At 40.4% G+C, this 17903-nt stretch carries 9 protein-coding genes; all 9 read left to right on the plus strand.

Going from position 1 to position 17903, the window contains the following annotated elements:
- The first annotated feature begins 91 nt into the window (after nucleotides 1-91).
- The 9 genes from ACT29I_RS04980 to ACT29I_RS05020 all read left to right on the plus strand — a co-directional run bounded on the left by ACT29I_RS04980 (nucleotide 92) and on the right by ACT29I_RS05020 (nucleotide 17891).
- On the plus strand, nucleotides 92-1507 hold the full coding sequence (locus tag ACT29I_RS04980; protein ID WP_444792818.1) for a sulfatase-like hydrolase/transferase: 1416 nt from the start codon (nucleotides 92-94) through the stop codon (nucleotides 1505-1507).
- 155 nt (nucleotides 1508-1662) lie between these two features.
- On the plus strand, nucleotides 1663-3120 hold the full coding sequence (locus tag ACT29I_RS04985) for an alpha-L-fucosidase (protein ID WP_444792819.1): 1458 nt from the start codon (nucleotides 1663-1665) through the stop codon (nucleotides 3118-3120).
- Nucleotides 3121-3271: 151 nt separating this feature from the next.
- Nucleotides 3272-6064, plus strand: coding sequence for a chitobiase/beta-hexosaminidase C-terminal domain-containing protein (locus ACT29I_RS04990; RefSeq protein ID WP_444792820.1), 2793 nt, complete (start codon nucleotides 3272-3274; stop codon nucleotides 6062-6064).
- Between the two features lie 4 nt (nucleotides 6065-6068).
- Nucleotides 6069-7556, plus strand: a complete 1488-nt coding sequence (locus ACT29I_RS04995) for a sulfatase-like hydrolase/transferase (RefSeq protein WP_444792821.1) — start codon at nucleotides 6069-6071, stop codon at nucleotides 7554-7556.
- A gap of 28 nt (nucleotides 7557-7584) precedes the next feature.
- Nucleotides 7585-9087: a sulfatase family protein gene (locus ACT29I_RS05000; RefSeq protein WP_444792822.1), complete on the plus strand. Its 1503-nt coding sequence runs from the start codon at nucleotides 7585-7587 to the stop codon at nucleotides 9085-9087.
- A 308-nt stretch (nucleotides 9088-9395) separates the two neighbouring features.
- The gene (locus ACT29I_RS05005) at nucleotides 9396-10901 is read left to right on the plus strand and encodes a sulfatase-like hydrolase/transferase (RefSeq protein ID WP_444792823.1); all 1506 of its coding nucleotides are present in this window, start codon (nucleotides 9396-9398) and stop codon (nucleotides 10899-10901) included.
- A gap of 3 nt (nucleotides 10902-10904) precedes the next feature.
- Nucleotides 10905-13460 carry a right-handed parallel beta-helix repeat-containing protein gene (locus tag ACT29I_RS05010; protein WP_430931153.1) on the plus strand — a complete coding sequence of 852 codons (2556 nt, stop codon included), beginning with the start codon at nucleotides 10905-10907 and terminating at the stop codon, nucleotides 13458-13460.
- 113 nt (nucleotides 13461-13573) lie between these two features.
- Nucleotides 13574-15166: an alpha-L-fucosidase gene (locus tag ACT29I_RS05015; protein ID WP_430931152.1), complete on the plus strand. Its 1593-nt coding sequence runs from the start codon at nucleotides 13574-13576 to the stop codon at nucleotides 15164-15166.
- A 328-nt stretch (nucleotides 15167-15494) separates the two neighbouring features.
- Nucleotides 15495-17891 carry a right-handed parallel beta-helix repeat-containing protein gene (locus ACT29I_RS05020; RefSeq protein WP_430931151.1) on the plus strand — a complete coding sequence of 799 codons (2397 nt, stop codon included), beginning with the start codon at nucleotides 15495-15497 and terminating at the stop codon, nucleotides 17889-17891.
- Nucleotides 17892-17903: the final 12 nt, after the last annotated feature.

Consider the following 17903-nt stretch of genomic DNA (forward strand, 5'->3'; position numbering starts at 1 on the left):
CTAAATTTAGTGACACCTCAAATTGCCTTAAAGAGTAGCGGTTTAGAATCCTGTATCTTATTTTTGAAATCACTTTTAAAATCTTAAATCTATGCTAAATCAAAAATCAGTTTCGAAAAAGTTGCTAAAACTAATGTTGGTCTCGCTTATTCTAGCCACATCTTTTTCTCAGGTACTTTCAAGTCAATTAAAAAAACAAAAACCAAATATAGTTATAGTAATGGCCGATGATTTGGGTTGGGGCGATGTTGGTTTTAACGGCAATAAAATCATAAAAACTCCCGGCCTGGATAAATTGGCGTCATCCGGCGTTGTTCTCGACCGTTTTTATTCGGCAGCACCTGTTTGTTCGCCTACCCGGGGAAGCTGTTTAACCGGAAGGCATCCTTTCCGCTACGGGATATATTTTGCCAATGTAGGATTCATGAAAAAAGAAGAAATTACCCTGGCTGAGGTTTTGAAAAAGGAAGGTTATACAACCGGGCATTTTGGAAAATGGCACTTGGGAGCAATTTCAAATACGATTCTTGATGGCCGTCGGGGAGGTGCTGAAACAAAATATCTGAGCACACCCTGGGACAATGGTTTCGATGAATGTTTCTCGACCGAACAGGCTGTTCCAACCTGGAATCCAATGGAGAATCAATCGCTGAAAAATCCAACACGCTACTGGACTGCACCGGGTGTATACGAAACAGAGAACCTTAAAGGTGATGACTCGCGTGTAATTATGGATAGAGCCCTTCCGTTTATGCAAAAAGCGGTAGCCGATGAAAAACCATTTTTTACCGTTATTTGGTTTCATACACCACACTCGCCCGTTGTTGCGGGTCCAAAATACCTGGATATGTATAAAGAATACGATGAAAACAAACAACATTATTATGGTTGTATTACTGCAATGGACGCGCAAATGGCACGTTTGCAAAGCGAGTTAAAAGTATTGGGCGTTGATAAAAATACGGTAATTACTTTCTGTTCCGATAATGGTCCTGCAGGCGAAGGCGGAGGGATTCGACAACATCCGGGGAAACGTCAGCAAGGTACTTCCGGTGGTTTTCGGGGGCGAAAAGGTTCCTTATACGAAGGTGGTGTTCGTGTTCCCGCTTTTATTGTATGGCCGAACCAAATTCAACCCAATGAGCGCATTGATTTCCCGGGTGTAACCAACGACTATTTTTCCACTGTTTTAGGTTTAGTAGGAATAAATATTCCCGATGACAGACCGTATGATGGCATTGATTTAATAAAGGCTATAAAGGCAGATAAAAAGGAACGAGATGGATTTATTGGTTTTCAAAGTAAAACGCAAAAGTCGCTGGTAACGCAGCAATATAAGTTAATAACAATCGATGGTGAAAAGTTTGAGTTATACGATTTGTTGAACGACCCCAAGGAAACCAATAACATTGCCGCAACTCATCCTAAAGTAGTAGAAGAGATGAAATTGCAACTGGAAGAGTGGGTAGAGTCGTGCAAAAGAAGCGACGAAGGAAATGACTATTAATTATAAACACTGAAAAATGAAGCGTATATTATTAATTATATCATTCATTTTGTTTGTTATGGATGGTGTTCATGTAGGTTATCTGCAAAACCAATTGTATTAAAGTTAAAATAATCAGAAAGTTATCTTGTATGTGTCGAATTATATCCTCTTTTATGTTGTTCACTCTAATATCTACATTGAGTGCTTATTCCCAAAATACCATTGATCCCTATGCCGAAACAGAAGCTCATTTAACGGGGGAAGAAATTACCACAATAGACATTAATCCCAATCAAATAAATGTTCTTACCGCCCGTTATGCGCGCATTAGCCCAAATTTGAACCCCATAGTTAAAAACTACATGTTCTTGTGGGTGGAGTCGGTAGCACCGGAACTTTATTGCCTGGAGTGGAAAGTAAACCTACCTAAAGCTGGTAATTACGAAGCAACTACCTTGGTTTTAGGAAAGGAGGCTAGCATTGAATTGAGTTGTAACAGACAAAAATTGGAGGTAGTAAACAAAGAATCGGAGTGGACGAGGCTTAATCTGGGAAAAGTAAAATTGAAAAAGGGGGAAAACTCAATTAGAATGTTTGTTAAGACTGATAACAAATTCAACCTTTCCAGTATCGAACTAACCCAGTCAGGAGTACAGCAAAATATGAACGAAGAAGCTTTAGCTAACAGGCAATATAATGATTGGTTTCGTGATGCCGGATATGGATTAATGTTTCAATGGACTAATAGGGCAACACCTCAAAAGGGTGATACGATAAAAAACTGGGAAGATAAAGTAAACGATTTTGACGTTGAACGTTTTGCCAATATGGTTGAGCAAACAGGAGCAGCTTATGTGCTTTGGTCGATTACCTGGGGGCAGCAGTATATTTCAGCACCAATAAAATCGTTGGACAAAATTATTGAAGGACGTACTACAAAGCGTGATTTGTTGGGCGAAATGGCCATTCTGTTACATAAAAAAGGGATAAAACTCATTTTCTATTACCACTACGGATACGATTGCTACCATTCAAAAGACTCCGCCTGGTTACAAGCTGCAGGCGGCTACAAAGCAGATAAAACAGAATTATTTCAGAATATATCAACTATTTTGGCAGAGATTGGCGACCGGTATAAAGATAAGCTGAATGGCTGGTGGTTTGATGGAGGCCAACGTTATTACGATTGTCATTTTGATGGTTCAACCGGTGGGATATTAAGTGCACCATTTAGGACGATAAGCCAGGCAGCTCGCAGTGGTAATGGTGAGCGCATCATAGCCTACAATTCATGGATATTACCTCGATTAACAGAATATCAGGATTATTTCGGAGGCGAGGGATTAAAACAATTTAAGGATCTTGATGATGGTGTTTTCAGGAATGGAAAACACAAAGGATTAATGGCACATTCTTGTTTCATTCTTGAAGAAAGATGGGGGCATATCGATTGGAATAAAGAGATTACTTCACCTAAATATTCTGTTGATCAGTTAGTGGGATTTATTCAAAATGCGCAAAAAAATAGGTACCCTCTTTCTATAAATCTTGAAATGTATGAGGATGGGACTGTTTCTCAAAAATCTGTTGATTTGTTGGAACAGGTTAGAATAAGAGTGAAAGGGAAGTAATCCCACTTAATTTCTCCTTCTAAATTTAGTGAAACCAAGAAATTAGCTCAAAAATACCAGTTTGCTAATTCGTCTTTTATGTTTGTCTTCTTAATATGAAGAATGAATAAGACTTAATAAGATACCTTTTTCAATAAACATTTTTAAACCGATGAAACTTAAAACACTAATCACTTTTTTACTAATAGCAAACGTTGTATTTGCTAAAGACTTTTTTGTTTCGCCCGAAGGAAACGATAAAAATCCGGGCAGTAAAGAACTACCATTCTTATCGTTTGAGAGAGCATTAACTGAAACTGCCCGACATGCCGGCAAAGAGGCGGTTACCTTTTGGTTCACGGAAGGAAGCTATTATTTAAATGAAACCTTACTTTTCGATAATAAATATTCGGGAACGCTTGAAAAACCAGTTGTATTTTCGGCAATGGCGGGTACAAAAGTTACGGTAAAAGGATCGAAAGTTTTAGACGAGCTTAAATGGGAGAAATACAAAAATGGAATTTATGTAACTGACGTTCCTGCGGGTCTGAGTTTCGACCAGTTATATGTAAATGGGCAAAAACAAATCAGGGCGCGCTTTCCGAATTACGACTACAATAATCCATTACGTGGAGGGGACGGTTATCAACAGGTCACCGATGGTACCAATCACCGCTACGACGAATGGTTTTCTTTCGATCCTGAACAGTTTACCAAAAAGGAATGGGAAAACCCGGAAACAGGAATAGTACATGCGTTTCAGAGCCACAACTGGGGAAATATGCAGTATCGGATAAAAGGTATCGACCGCAAGGAGAATAAAGTACTTCTTGACGAAGGGGGCTGGCAGTTACAACGTATTCATGGTATTGGCGGAAAGGGTGAAAAATCGTCGTGGTTTTTTATCGATAATATTTTTGAGGAATTGGATGTGGCCGAAGAGTGGTTTTTAGATACCGAAACAAACCAACTTTATTATTATCCCAATGCAGATGTGGCTATAAATGACCTGATTATTGAAGTCCCCGTTGTAAAAGATTTAATTCAATTAAAAGGAACCAAAGAAAATCCAGTTTCGAATATCCACTTTAGGGGATTTACATTTACCCATAGCCGATTTACTTTTATGGAAGAATACGAGCCGGTTGCCCGTGGAGATTGGGCCATTCATCGTGGTGGTGCCGTATTTATGGAAGGTGCAGAAAACTGTTCAGTTGAAGATTGTAGTTTTAACGAACTAGGTGGAAACGGTGTTTTTATGAGCGCTTACAATCGCAACAACCAGGTGAAAAATTGTGCGTTTGTAAGTTTGGGCGAAAGTGGAGTTTGTTTTGTTGGTTCTCCCAAAGCAGTACGTTTTTATCAAACCTGGGACGACAAAGAAATCGATGGCAAAGATTGGAATGAAATGCGTAAAAACATGGACTTGGAACCTGGCCCCAAAACGCCCGATTATCCGAAAAACTGTGAGGTAGAGAACTGTGTGATGCACGATTTTGGCAATGTTGGGAAACAGGTTGCCGGAGTGTATATTTCAATGAGCCATAAAATCAGGGTTTCGCACAATACCATTTACAACTGTCCGCGTGCCGGAATTTGTATTAACGATGGAACCTGGGGAGGACACATTATTGAAAATTGTGATATTTGGGAAACCGTTCGCGAAACCGGGGAGCATGGCCCTTTTAATTCGTGGGGGCGCGAAAGACAATGGCTGAGTGGAAGCGGCTCGAATAAGGATTTTAAAAAGGAACTAACCTTACTCGATGCGATTGATAAAGTAATTATACGAAACAACAGAATTGCCAATTACCGAAAATCGATTAGTGCAGGAAACTGGACCATCGATTTAGACGACGGATCGAGTAATTTTGAAATTTACAACAACCTAAATCTGGGATCGACCATAAAGTTACGCGATGGAGTGCTACGGAAAGTGTACAATAACATCACGGTTAGTGCCGTTCCATTGGGCTGGCATGTATGGCCCGAGAATTCGGAAGATGATGTTTACCAAAATGTTTTTGTGATTTCGGGAGCCGTTCCGGGAAAAGGAGAGCCTACCAAACAGTTTGCCCGCCCTATTCGTTTACCCTCAACTGCAAAATGGAGCAGTAATTACGACTACAATTTGTATTGGAATGTAAACTTCCCCGAAACTCCGGAAATAATTAAAGATAAATCGTTGAAACAGTGGCAAGTGGAAGGTTATGATCTTAACGCAATAATCGCTGATCCATTATTTGTCGATCCACAAAATGGGGATTATTCATTAAGCAAAAATTCACCGGCTTTACAACTGGGTTTTAAAAACTTTCCCATGGATGAGTTTGGTCACGAAATGACACGTATACTTCCCTTTGGCGGAGACTTCGCCGAGGAACTAAGGCTAACGCTCCGGGCAGATTCGCGCATGAAACCCAACGGAACAATACGTTATACAACAGATGGTTCTGAACCTGATAATCAATCGCCAATTTACAACAAAGAAATCGTTTTAAACGCATCCGCTTTAGTAAAAGCACAGTCGTTTGATATTAGAGGAAATGCAATTGGTTTTGTAAACGAGGCCCAATTTAACAAGGTTGATGTGTTAACTTACCCCAGTTGGTTAAAAACATTGCTGGCTGGAAAATATGATGATGAAATTATTGAGAAAACTGAAGAGGCGCTGCAAGAAACGATAATGGGAGCTTTATTCGTTAATATTGGCGACGATCCGGATTTAATTGATGCATCGGGGGGGTATAATTCGGGTTGTTTTATTCGTTCAATCGATGCTGAAAATGGACAAATGTGGTTGAAAGCCGGCCTGGCAGAAACCTGGATTATTCAGCAGCTTAATGGAAATAAAGTAACGAATATTCAAGAGCTAAAGCAACAACTGAAAAAATACAGAGGACAAACAGTGAAAGTTATCGCTGTTCGAAATTATGGAAGTAAAGAATTTAAAATCAAGCTATAATAAAATGAAGAAGTTTTTAATTACAGGTTTACTTGGGTTAATCCTTACAATAAGCTTAAATGCACAAAACCAAAAAAAACCAAACGTGCTGTTTATTTTTGCTGACGACCAGACTTTTGAAAGTATTGGCTCGCTCAATAACAACGAAATAAAAACCCCCAACCTTGATCGACTAAAAGATATGGGTGCAACTTTCACACACACTTTTAATCAGGGCTCGTGGTGTCCTGCCGTTTGTGTTGCCAGCCGATGCATGTTAAATACGGGGAAATTTGTGTGGCGGGCTGCCCAATACAGTAAAAATGCCCAGCCACGCGAAGACAAGAATTTACCAGAGAATATGCCCAAATATACAGTTGAAATGAAAACGCCAAAAGGGTATTGGTCGGAATTTATGAAGGCCGAAGGCTACGATACCTATTTTGCAGGAAAATGGCATGTGGAACGTAAGGCAAGTGAAATTTTTGATGTTACAGGAACCGTTAGGGGCGGCATGCCCAATCAAACCCGGGAACGCTACGACAGAAAGTTTATCGAAGGAGAAACCGACACATGGAGCCCTTATGATAAGTCGAAAAATGGCTTCTGGAAAGGCGGAAAACACTGGAGTGAGGTTTTGGGAGATGAAGCTTTAGGATTTTTGGAAACGGCAAAAAACGATAACGATCCGTTTTTTATGTACGTGGCCTTTAATGCGCCTCACGATCCACGTCAGTCGCCTAAAAAGTATGTCGATATGTATCCTGTTGAAAATATTTCGATACCGGAAAACTTTTTGCCGGAATATCCATATTGCGAAGAAGCTGGTTCTGGTCATAAACTTCGCGACGAGAAATTGGCACCTTATCCACGAACCGAATATTCGATACAGGTAAACCGCCAGGAATATTATGCCATAATTACGCACATGGATGATCAAATTGGACGTATTTTAGATGCGCTCGAAGCAAGTGGTAAAGCCAAAAATACCTATGTTATTTTTACCGCCGACCATGGTTTGGCTTTGGGCGACCACGGTTTTGTCGGAAAACAAAATATGTACGATCGAAGTATCCGGGTTCCGATGTTTGTAGCAGGACCAGGTATTGAAGGCGGGAAGGTAATTGATGAGAAAGTTTACTTGCAGGATGCCATGGCTACATCGCTTGATATTGCCGGAAGTAAAGCCATTGATGAGGTCGATTTTAAATCACTATTACCCCTTTCTCAGGGAAAAACAAAAAAAGGATACGATGCGATTTATGGAGCCTATGTGGGTAATCAAAGAATGATTCGCACCGATCGGTATAAAATGATCATCTATCCACTTGCCAATATGGTTCGTTTATACGATATAAAAAACGATCCCGATGAAATAAACGATTTAGCTGGAAATATGAAATACAAAAAAGTAATGGATAAGCTTTTTAAACAGTTTAAAGAATTGCAGAAGGAAGTGGAAGATCCGCTGGACGTAACAGAATATTATGTAAATTTCTTTAGCAGAAATTAATTTTTCAAGTAGTAATTTTATATCAGAAATGAAACAACTAATACTAACCGCAACAGCACTATTTCTTTTGGGTTTTATCCCTATGTTTTCAATGTCCCAAACGATTCAAAAGCCAAACATCATTTATATTTTGGCCGATGATTTGGGATATGGCGACGTACACCATTTGAACCCTGAGCGAGGAAAAATAGCGACTCCACACATTGATAAAATGGCAGAGGAGGGCATGTTTTTTACAGATGCTCATTCCAGTTCATCGGTATGTACACCAACACGGTATGGGATTTTAACAGGACGCTACAACTGGCGAACCAATTTACAAAGAGGAGTACTTTGGGGATTTAGCGAACCTTTGATAGATTCGGATCGGATAACTGTGGCCAACGTGATGAAACAAAATGGCTATACCACGGCATGTTTTGGTAAATGGCATTTGGGAATGACAATGCCTACAACAAACGGTATTTTACCGCAAGGAAGAAAACCAAAGAAATTAAATATTGTATGGGATGAAGAAATTAAAGATGGACCAGTAGATAGGGGATTCGACTATTTCCATGGTATTTCAGCTTCTTTAGACATGGCTCCCTATATCTATATTGAGAACAATCGCTTTGTTGGGAAAATTGAAGAGGATGACAAAACCATTACAGAAAAGGATTTTAAACGAGTGGAGGTACTTCCTGAAATTTGTAGAAAAACAGTAGATTATATTCGAAAACAAAAACAGGATAAACCTTTCTTTGCTTATGTGGCTCTTACTTCGCCGCATACACCAATACTGCCGGGAGCTGAATGGCAGGGCAAAAGCGGACTCGGGAAATATGGCGATTTTGTAATGCAAACCGACTGGGTAGTTGGCCAGATATTGAAAGCTGTTGATGATGCAGGTTTGGGAGAAAACACATTGGTAATAGTTACCAGCGATAACGGGTGTTCTAAAGCTGCAAATATTAAAGGGCTGCAAGAACAAGGGCATTATCCAAGTGCTCAATATCGCGGTTCAAAAGCCGATATCTGGGATGGAGGCCACCGGATTCCTTTTATTGTTCGCTGGCCGGCAAATGTGAAGGCTGGGTCATCCAGCAATCAACTTCTTTGCCTGACCGATTTAATGGCGACGTGCGCCGACATCACCGGTAGCAAACTTCCTGATAATGCAGGGGAAGACAGCTTTAGTTTTTTACCGGCTTTAAAGGGGAAAAAGAACGGTTCTGAGCGAGAAAGTGTGGTTGATCATTCCATTGATGGGTATTTTGCCTACCGGCAAGGCAAATGGAAACTGGTACTTGCTAAAGGTTCCGGAGGATGGACATCGCCAAGGGAAAAAGAAGTGCCGGAAGGTAGCCTGGAGGCTCAATTATACGATATGGAGAAGGATCCTGAAGAAATGAATAACCTTTACGATTCACATCCCAAAATTGTTAATCAACTATTGCAACAATTGCAATCCGATGTCACCCGGGGAAGAAGTACAGAAGGTACGAAAGTCAGCAACGATATCGAAAATATCGAAATTTGGAAGAATTAACAGACTGAATAATTATAATGTTATACACCTAAGCCAGGATGCTTTAGAGTATTTAAAAGAATTAAAAATATACATTAACAACTATCTAGTGGCTATAAGAACATGCAACATTATTCCTTTAAATACCCTCCCTGCCTCCCGAAACGAGTTCGGGACAAGTTGTGGCAGACAGGTAACTCCCCAAAGGGAGAACCAGAACCCCCGAAGAGAGCCAATTCCCCTTTAGGGATTAGGGGTAATGATGAAGAAATATTCAAAAACAGAGAGTTTTCTTAGATGCACTTTATAACCGAATCAACATAAAATCAATGAATTATTTTAAACAGTTATTATTAATTGCACTATGCATAATGTCCTTCAGCAAGGGATACACTCAGGAAAAACCCAATATCATTTTCCTACTAACCGATGACCAGCGTTGGGATTGTTTTGGTTTTAATAACCCGGATGTAAAGACCCCAAACTGCGATAAGATGGCTCAGGAGGGAATCGTTTTTAGCAACACACACCATGCTGTCCCTATTTGCCAGCCCAGCCGGGCTTCTATTCAATTAGGGCGTTATGTAGGAGCGCATTTATGTTCTTTTTCAAAGCCTTCCGATTATACTATTTCTGAAGATGAATATAAAAACAGCTATCCTGCATTGTTGCGCGAGGCTGGCTATTTTACAGGTTTTGTCGGTAAATTTGGATTTCCAGTTTCCAAAAACAAAGAAAAGAATGTGGACTATGTGGATGGAAAACGGATAACAGATTCACAAAAATGGAAGATTGATGAATATATGCCTGCTGCATATTTCGATGTCTGGAACGGTTTCTCGGGACAGGGAAATTACAATATGTATGGCGATGAAGGCCACTTAACCAAAGTGAATGGTGATAGGGCAATTGATTTTATTCAGACAGCCAAAAAGCAAGATAGACCATTCTGTTTGTCCGTAAGTTTTAAAGCACCACATAGCCCGTTTAATGATGTAGATGCCCGTTTTAAAAAGTGGTACGACGATATTGAAATTTCCCGCATGGAAAATGATAGTCAGAAATTTCACGATTTACTTCCTGACGTAGTTAAAAAAGAATACCGTGGAAGGAACGGATATAAAAATGATGAAAACTATCAAAAATTTATAAAAGCCTATTATGGCTTAATTTCGGGTGTTGACGATGTGGTTGGACGTATTCGGGAAGAACTGAAAAGACAGGGACTGGACGAAAATACAATTATCATTTACACGGCCGACAATGGATATTTCTGCGGCTCAAAAGGCTTGTCAGGAAAAGATTTGTTATACGAAGAATCAATGCGGGCACCTTTAATCGTATTTAATCCCGCCTTAAAAAATGAGTCTCGCGGTAAAACCATCGACGAGCTGGTGAGTGTTGTTGACTTTGCTCCAACGATATTGGATTTGTGCGACGTAAAAGTTCCGGCTATTATCCAGGGTAAAAGTTTTAAATCAATGATTTATGGTGGAGAAAAACCATTCAGAGACTTTGTTTTTGCGGAAAATAATTTTGATATGTACAAACCGTCTTCTGTGAATGGGGAATTAGACGAGGAGGGAACAAAAGGCTTGAAAGCAAAAGGAACGGTTCGCTCAAAAGTAATCCGTACAAAAGAATATAAGTATATTCGTTATTTTGAAACAGAACCAATGGTTGAGGAATTGTGGAATATAGAAGCTGATCCCATGGAAACAAATAATCTGGTAGATAATCCTGACTATTCTAAAGTGCTTAGCAAAATGCGCAAGCTGTGTGATACTAGGGTTGCCAGAAATAAGAAGCAAGCTAGCATGTATGTAAAAAGATAAAGAATGAAAAATTTTATCGTGTTCACATTGCTTATTTCCTTTTTTTCGACAGGAACAGTGAGTAGCAAAGATTACCATGTAGCCATAAATGGAAACGACAAAAATAGTGGAAGTAAGGAAGCACCGTTTCGAACCCTTGAGAAGGCACGTAATACAATCCGCGAAAGCGGACTTTTAGGAAAGGAACCGATAAAGGTTATTATTCATCAGGGGATTTATCGTTTTTCCAGACCTTTTGTTCTTAAGCCGGAAGATTCGGGTAAAAAAGGAGCAGAAGTAAGTTATTGCGCTGCCAAAGATGAAAATGTTGTGTTTACAACGGCCGAAAAACTAGACTTGACATGGAAAAAATGGAAAGGGGATATTTATAAAGTAAAACTTAATAAAGAAAAAGCGATAGATCAGATTTTTGTTAATGGCGTGTTACAACAAATGGCCCGCTATCCAAACTTTATTCAAGCAAAAATTAACTCTTTGTCGGAGAATACAGAGGATCATAAAACCATACCTTTCAATGGCATAGCAGCCGATGCATGGAGCGCTGAAAAATCAAAAGATTGGAACGACCCGTCAGGGGCATATATGCATGGCATCCATAAAGCACGGTGGGGTGGAATTCATTACAGAGTAACAGGTAAGAAGGAGAATGGCGACCTTGATTTTATAGGGGGCTGGCAGAATAACAGGGTTGATGATTTTAGTGCTGTTCATAAAGAGTTCCGAATGATTGAGAATATATTTGAAGAGCTGGATGCTCCGGGTGAATGGTTTTTCGATCAGAAAAGGGGAGAACTTTATTTTTACCCTCCTGAAAAGGTAAGTTTAGATCAGAACCCAGCGATAGAGGCCGTTTTTGATGTTCAGAATATAATTTCAATTTATGGCGAACACGAAAGCCGGGTAACTCAGTTTACCGTTGAAGGCGGCAATGGTCTTACGCAGAAAATCGAGTGCTCAGCTATTGTTCAACCCGTTCAGTACATAAAGTTTCAGGGAATAGCGTTTACAGGAACAGCCCGTACTTTTATGGAAACGAAAGAATCGCTTTTGCGTTCCGACTGGACTATTTTTAGAGGAGGGGCCATTCATATTAAAGGGGCCGAAGATATTTCCATTAACAACTGTCGGTTTCAGGGTTTAGGAGGCAACGCCGTCTTTGTGGATGGCTATAATCGGAATGTGGCTATAAGCTCATCTGTATTCGAAGGAAATGGAGCTAGCGATGTTTGTTTTGTAGGATCAATTGCAGCTGTTAGAAACCCCTTATTTGCTTACGATCAAAAAAGACCCGGTTTAAATGAGTTAGATACCATTGTGGGGCCAAAAACAAATGATTATCCTGCCGATTGCCGTGTGGAAGATTGTTTAATGACAAAATGTGGGAGGGTTGAAAAACAAACGGCAGGTGTTAATATTTCCATGAGTTCCCGTATTACCGTTCGGCACAATACAATTTATCACGTTCCTCGTGCTGCCATAAACATTTGCGATGGTACCTGGGGAGGGCATCTTATCGAATGGAATAAGTGTTTTGAAACCGTATTGGAAACAAGCGACCATGGTGCTTTTAACTCCTGGGGCCGCGACAGGTTTTGGTATTCAGCAAGCCCCAATGGCCCAAGGGACGTTGACGCGGACGGCGTTCCGGTAATCACTTCTGTTATAAAACGGTTTCCGAATATTATGTTGTGGGACGCTTATCAAACAAGCACCATACGTAATAACTTTATGATGTGCGATAATGGCTGGGATATTGATCTGGATGATGGATCGACGAACTACGATATCTACAATAACCTGTGTTTGAGGGGAGGTCTTAAAACCAGGGAAGGTTATCACCGTAACGTGTATAATAATATAATTTTTAAACATTATACCTGTAATGTACCTTATCCAAAACCAAGCTACGATAGATTTTTTGCAAACATTATTTTGGGCGGGACTTATAGGTCAACGATTGCAACACTATGGAGTGGCCTACGCGATTATAATTTATTCCATAATCCGGAAATGAAAATGTCGGTGAAAGCAACAGCCATAAGCGACTGGACTCAAGATGACCAACAGAGTATTGTTGCCGATGCTAAATTTATCGATGCTGAAAATGGAAATTTTAATGTGGAAATTAATTCGCCGGCTATTGGTTTAGGGTTTCGAAATTTTCCTTTTAAAGGATATGGTGTCATAAGTGAACACCTTAAGGAAATGGCACCGGAACCTGAAATTATTATGCCTGCAAAATATTTTAACAATGTTCGTACAGAAGAGAAAGCAGTAAGCGTTTTAAATGCATCACTTACGTCTTTAGATACAGAATCGAAGCTAACGGCCTATGGGGCCCGGTCAATTGGAGGTGCAATTATTCTGAAACTACCTGAGCATTCCAAACTATATAAATTAGGATTTAAGCTCGACGATGTTGTATTAAAAGTAGGAAAAGCCAAGATATATAACGCCCGTGATTTTGCAAAAGCTTCAAGCTTATTTAGTGCAGGGAAAACATATACTGTTGAAGTGCTGAGAGGACAAGAGGAAATAACCATTGAGTTTGTTTATTAATCCAGGTTATGTATAACGTCTGGTAAAAAGTCGAAAGCTGAAATATAAAAATCAATTAGCTATAGCTAATAAGGTAGCAGTAAGTAAAGAACCTTAAGTTAAATAATCAAAAAATGAATATGAAAATATTTTTAGGAATTATGACTCTTGTTGTTTTGTCCTTTGGGGCATGTAATTCCGGAGAAGAAAAAACGAGGGAAGCAAAACCCCTTTACGATGGCAGCTGGGAGTCACTACAAAAAATGCCGGTACCTGCCTGGTTCGACGATGGAAAAATAGGCATCTTTATTCACTGGGGGCCTTATAGTGTCATTGGTCACCGCAAGGGAGGTCGTGGCTACGCCGAGCACGTACCTAAACTAATCTATGAAGATTCGGCGTATTATTACAACTACTTGAAAGAGCGCTGGGGGGCTACACCTCCGGAGTTTGGTTACAAAGACATTATACCGGAGTTTAAGGCCGAAAATTGGAACCCGGACGAATGGGCTGATTTATTTGCCGAGGTTGGGGCTAGGTATGTGGTTTTGACAGCAGAGCACCACGATGGCTGGGCCAACTGGGACTCTGATCTTACACCCTGGAATGCTGTTGATATGGGTCCCAAACGCGATTTGGTGGGTGACCTGGGGAAAGCAGTACGTGCCAAAGGGTTAAAATATGCCCCATCTTATCATAGGGAAAGACATACCAGTTTTTTTACCACAAAAAAATACGTAGTCAACGCAACGGCTCGCCCCGACATTCTCGAAGAAATAAAACGCGTTCCGGAGGCGGAATTACTCTATGGTCCTTTTGGTTTTAGTAATCAAGCTGTGGATGAGTATGTTGCGCGTTGGAAAGAGATTCAGGATAAATACCAGCCCGATATGCTGTGGATGGATGATTTCCCCATATATACCCGCGACGGTAATAATGTGCGCAAAGGGCAGGCAAAACCGGTTATCAAATATTTCGACGATCAGGTACGTGGCATGATCACCCATTTTATGAACAACGGCGCTGCCAATAAGCAGGCAGTTTATGTAAATAACAAAGGGGCAAACCGTAATTGGCCCGACGGTGTAGGCTGTTTAGAAAAAGATAACTTAAAGCTGAAAGTTATAGGACCTAAATGGCAGAGTTGTACTACCTTTGGTACTTCTTTTGGCTACCTCGAGGGAGACACATACAAGAGCGTAGAAGGCGTAATCCATGAAATGATTGAAGTGGTAAGCCGAAATGGAAACTTCCTGATCAACATTGGTCCTAAAGCGGATGGAACATTGGTGCCCGAGCAAGTTGAGCGCTTAAAAGCGATGGGCGATTGGCTGAAAATAAACGGAGAAGCCATCTATGGTTCGCGTTATTGGAGCGTAAATCAGCAGGAAAACGAACACTTGTCGTTTACCACCAAGGGGAAAAAATTATATGCCATTAAATGTGACAAACCTCTTGCTCCTTTTGTTATTGAAGCAACTGCAGGATGGGATAACGAACAGGTGAAATCGGTAAGTTTACTAGGTTCTGATTCAGAAGTTGAATGGGAAATGACTGCCGATGGATTAAAAATAATCCCACCATCTGAACTTGGTAAAAGTAAATATGCATGGACTTTTGAGATTGCCACCAACGAAGAGCAGCATCATCCTACTGCCATTCAAAGCGATGCCGATAAAGCTTTTAAGGGAACAAAAAAGGTGGATTTGGATGGAAATCATCATTGAGTACTTAGAATCCCTAATAAGATTAACACAAATAATAACTGATAAATGAAACAACCATGATCATAGATCTTAGACATACAAGAAAATGAAAAATTCTTGTCTTGTGTCTCGCTCTTGTGTCTTGGTTCTAATTTTAAACAAATGAAACGAGCATGTGCAAATCGTCACACATAGGCGAATAATAAAAAACATGCGAGTTCCATCTTATACTTTAGAAAAACAAACAATTTTAATAAGATGAAACGAGCATGTAAATTATTTTTCACACCGGAGTATGATTAATAGCGAGTTCCATGAGTTACCTTAATCAATAAACAATTTAAAACGAATGAAAAACGTAACATTACTACTAATAATCCTTCAGGGCTTCCTGCTGTTTTCCTGTTCTGAATCGAACATCTACGTGAGCAAGAACGGTAATGATCAAAACAATGGCTCGGAAAGCAATCCGGTAGCTACTTTGCAAAAAGCGCAAGAACTTGCCAGACAGGATGCGGGAAAGAAAACAATCAATATCTATATTGAAGATGGCATTTATTACTTGCCAAATACCTTGGTTTTTGGAGCGGATGACTCCGGGGTTGAAGGAAGGGAAATCACTTATCAATCTATAAACGAAGGAAAAGCAATCATTAGCGGAGGATTGTTACTCGACCTCAAGTGGGAGGAGTACAAAGATGGCATTTATCAGGCAGAAACACCTGCAGGGCTCAATATTGATCAGGTGTTTATAAATGGGAAAAACCAACGTATGGCACGTTATCCCAATTACGATGCGAGCAAGAAAACAGCAGCTTATCAGGGTTTTGCCGCTGACGCTTTTTCTATGGAAAAAGTGGCGGGCTGGGGCGATCCGACTGGTGGGTACATTCATGCAATGCACCGAAGCAGATGGGGAGGCTATCATTACCGTATTACCGGAAAAGATGAACACGGAGAGGTGACATACGAAGGAGGGTGGCAAAACAATCGACAGATGGGTATGCACGACGAATTCCGCATGGTAGAAAATATTTTTGAGGAACTCGATGCTCCGGGAGAGTGGTACCACAATGCCAAAACCAACCGGCTTTATTATTATCCTGAAAAAGAAGTGGATGTTAAAGATGCTAAAGTAGAAGTTGTTCGCCTTCGACACTTAGTGGAATTTAATGGAAGTGAAAAGAGCCCGGTATCCCACATCAAACTCAAAGGTTTTGTTTTCAAACATGCAGCCCGAACCTTTATGGATACCAAAGAACCCATGCTTCGTTCCGATTGGGCGATTTACAGGGGAGGAGCCATTAAATTAACCGGTACAGAATATGTGAGTATTTTGGATTCTGAGTTTGATCAGTTAGGCGGGAATGCTATTTTCTTCAACAATTACAACCGATACGGGTTGGTAAAAGGATGTCACATTCACGACACGGGGGCAAGTGGAGTATGTTTTGTAGGAGACCCCAATGCCGTAAGAGATCCGCTTTTTGAATACCATGAAAAGAATGACCTCGCTAAAATTGACCTAACGGTAGGTCCCAAAACAAATAATTACCCGGCCAACTCAAGCGTGGAGGATTGTTTGATACATGGAATAGGCCGTACCGAAAGACAACCTGCTGGAGTGCAGATAGAAATGGCACAATTCATCACTGTAAGAGATGTTTCCGTTTACGATTGTGCACGTGCAGGTATCAATATTGGTGATGGTGCCTGGGGTGGCCACCTAATTGAGCGATGTGATGTGTTTAATACCGTTTTGGAAACGCACGATCACGGCTCTTTTAACTCATGGGGTAGGGATAGGTTTTGGAGAAGTGACAGGTCTGTTTCCCAGGAATTTATCGATAAAAATCCGGAGTTGCCTTTTTTGGATGCGATGGAAACGACAACCATTCGGGATAGTAGATGGAAATGCGAACACGGGTGGGACATTGATTTAGACGATGGATCCAGCAACTATGAAATATACAATAACCTGCTGTTAAATGGTGGGTTAAAGTTTAGGGAAGGTTTTAACAGGAAGGCCTGGAATAATGTTATTCTTAATAACGGATTTCATCCTCATGTGTGGTATAAAAATAGTGGAGACGAGTTTTATTGCAACATTCTTACTGGCGAGCACAGGGCAATAGGTGTTAAGAAGTCAGGAAGTGGCAAACGTGTAGATAATAACCTATTTTATGGGAACGTTACAGCGGCAAAATATGCTTATAGCGATTTTAACTGGGATGCGAATTCAATAACCGGAGATCCTTTATTTGTAGATCCTGAAAATGGTGATTTCAGCGTAAAAGAAGGATCTCCTGCTTTTGAGATAGGTTTTAAGAATTTTCCGATGGATCAATTTGGTGTTAAAAAAGCCAGCTTGCGAGCTATAGCAGAAACTCCGGTAATACCAGAAATAAAATACGATGGAGGTGCGCTCTCATTCGGTCAAAGGACAAAAAGAGACTTTCTACCCATCGATTGGTTTGGTGCGAAACTGAAAGCCTTGCAAGGGGAAGAATTTTCTGCTTATGGAGTAGCGGAGAGTGATGGAGGTCTGGCTGTTCAAGAAGTTCAAAAGGGTTCCATATTGGACAAAGCGGGAATAAAAGAAGGCGATTTGATTTTGGCAATTAACGATCAGCCAACAAGGAATCGGAAAATGTTCCTGCGTGTGGCACCAAATAAAATAGAAAGTGCAGTAAAGATTACTATAGTTAGGGATCAGGCAAACAAAAGCATAACGGTTCAGCCATAGTATATATTATTG

Origin of the sequence: Saccharicrinis sp. GN24d3, from assembly GCF_052400645.1 — a bacterium.
Classification (GTDB): Bacteria; Bacteroidota; Bacteroidia; order Bacteroidales; family Marinilabiliaceae; genus Saccharicrinis.

Excerpts from the sequence above, each read along its gene's own strand:
- ACT29I_RS05005 (WP_444792823.1), top strand. The coding sequence starts at position 9,396 with ATGAATTATTTTAAACAGTTATTATTAATTGCACTATGCATAATGTCC.
- ACT29I_RS05020 (WP_430931151.1), top strand. The coding sequence starts at position 15,495 with ATGAAAAACGTAACATTACTACTAATAATCCTTCAGGGCTTCCTGCTG.
- ACT29I_RS04995 (WP_444792821.1), top strand. The coding sequence starts at position 6,069 with ATGAAGAAGTTTTTAATTACAGGTTTACTTGGGTTAATCCTTACAATA.
- ACT29I_RS04985 (WP_444792819.1), top strand. The coding sequence starts at position 1,663 with ATGTTGTTCACTCTAATATCTACATTGAGTGCTTATTCCCAAAATACC.
- ACT29I_RS04980 (WP_444792818.1), top strand. The coding sequence starts at position 92 with ATGCTAAATCAAAAATCAGTTTCGAAAAAGTTGCTAAAACTAATGTTG.
- ACT29I_RS05015 (WP_430931152.1), top strand. The coding sequence starts at position 13,574 with ATGAATATGAAAATATTTTTAGGAATTATGACTCTTGTTGTTTTGTCC.
- ACT29I_RS05010 (WP_430931153.1), top strand. The coding sequence starts at position 10,905 with ATGAAAAATTTTATCGTGTTCACATTGCTTATTTCCTTTTTTTCGACA.
- ACT29I_RS05000 (WP_444792822.1), top strand. The coding sequence starts at position 7,585 with ATGAAACAACTAATACTAACCGCAACAGCACTATTTCTTTTGGGTTTT.
- ACT29I_RS04990 (WP_444792820.1), top strand. The coding sequence starts at position 3,272 with ATGAAACTTAAAACACTAATCACTTTTTTACTAATAGCAAACGTTGTA.